Source organism: Kitasatospora sp. NPDC059088 (assembly GCF_042738155.1).
Classification (GTDB): Bacteria; Actinomycetota; Actinomycetes; order Streptomycetales; family Streptomycetaceae; genus Kitasatospora.
The window spans coordinates 4,261-5,858 of record NZ_JBHYGR010000244.1; the positions used below are offsets into that span (position 1 = coordinate 4,261).

General features: G+C 72.8%; 1 protein-coding gene. It reads right to left on the bottom strand.

Annotated features, from left to right (window positions below; translation table 11 throughout):
• Positions 1 to 111: 111 nt before the first annotated feature.
• Positions 112 to 1,053 carry a hypothetical protein gene (locus tag ACFWXO_RS44575; RefSeq protein ID WP_380532797.1) on the bottom strand — a complete coding sequence of 314 codons (942 nt, stop codon included), beginning with the start codon at positions 1,051 to 1,053 and terminating at the stop codon, positions 112 to 114.
• Positions 1,054 to 1,598: the final 545 nt, after the last annotated feature.

The window sequence follows — 1,598 nt, forward strand, 5'->3', positions numbered from 1 at the left end:
GTCACCCCGCGGCGGCGGGGCTCGAGCCCCCGCCCCCCGCCCGCCCCCCCCCCGCCCCGCCCCCCCCGCGCGGGGGGCGCGGCGGGCCGGGTTCCTCGGAGCGGGCGGTCGTCAGCCGTGCGTCACGCACTTGTTGGTGCTGTTGGACCACAGGCCCTGGAGGTCGAAGGTGCCGGTGCTCAGGGTGACGTAGGCGTCGAGGTTCTCGCACTCGTCGCCGATCTCACCGCCGCCGCCGTTCCAGCCGATGCTGGGCCAGAAGTCGGTGACCGTCTCCGCGTACTCGTGGGTCTCGGTGGACTCGATGCCGGAGAGCAGCCGCCCGTCGGTGAAGGTGGTGCAGGTGCCCGCCCCGTTGTCCGGGATGTACGGCAGGTTGGTGTAGGCCAGGGTGCCGTAGGAGCTGCTGGTCTTGTCGTGCCAGGCGCAGAAGCCGGAGTTGGGGAAGCCGTCCGGGTGGGTGCCGGTGGGGGAGACCACCACGTACTGGGCGTTGAGGTTGGGCGCCTGGGTGGTGTTGCCGAAGTGGGCGGCGGCCTTGCCCGCCTCGGCGGCGATCTGGGCGGCGGTGGCGTTGGCCGGGGTGGCGGCGGCGTTGTCGAACCAGACGCCGGCCAGCGGGGAGGAGGCCGGGTGCTGGACGTGGGTGCCCTTGGTGCCGCAGGTGGTGGTGCCCCTGGCGACGCCCTCGCAGTACTGGCTGAGGATGGTGCCCCAGGTGTCCTGGCTGCCGTAGAGGCCCTTGAACATGTTCTGCATGTCGGGGGCGACCCCGGCCGGGTCGGAGGACCACTGCGAGCCCCAGAACACCAGGTACACCTTGGGGGTGGGGGAGACCACGCCCTGGGTCGCGGCGGAGCGGACCGACAGGGTGTTGCCGGACGTCGCGGTCGGGCTCTTGGCGGTGGTGCCGGGGTGGAGCGGCTTGGCCCCGAAGTGGGCGGCGGCCGGGGCGGGTTGGGCCTCGGCGCCGGCGGCCAGGGCGGTGGTGCCGAAGGCGGCCAGGGCCAGCGCCGTGAGGGTGTGGGCGGCGGCCTTGAGGGGGGTGCGCATGTGTCTGCTCCCGGGTGTGAGGGTGTGGGAGGTTCGTCCGTACAGGCCTGCGGACCGGCCGGCCCGCGGGTTGAGCCCGGACACCACATCAACTCGGCCGTCCGTCCGTCCAGATGGTGGACGCGGGGCGGGGAATCCTTTGCCGTGCTCATACCAAGGCCTTGTCGCGCCGCCAGGGGCGGGGTGGGGGCGGGAGCGGGACCGGCGGCGACGGTGGGGGCGGTGCGACCGTAGGTCGGTACACGTCGAAGTCCCGGACCGGATTACGGTCGGGAACTTCGGCCATTCTCCCGGGATTCACCGGGAGTTCCGCTATTCCAACGTGCGGACGGCCTTCGGTGGTTCAATTCCCGGTGTGTTGGGATGCGAACGCCCGCGTGCACTGGCGTCCGTGGACGCGGAACAGCCCGCCGGCGGGGCCGGCGGGCTGTGGCGATCGAGTCCGGGTCAGCTAGGGCCTGTCCGGCGGATCTTGCCAGGCGCGCGACGCCGGGCATCCCGCCTGGACGCACGCCCGAATCGCCCAAGTACGTCCAGTACGAGGC

Bases quoted from the DNA above. Each gene is read 5' to 3' on its own strand.
- ACFWXO_RS44575 (WP_380532797.1), bottom strand. From the start codon at position 1,053: ATGCGCACCCCCCTCAAGGCCGCCGCCCACACCCTCACGGCGCTGGCC.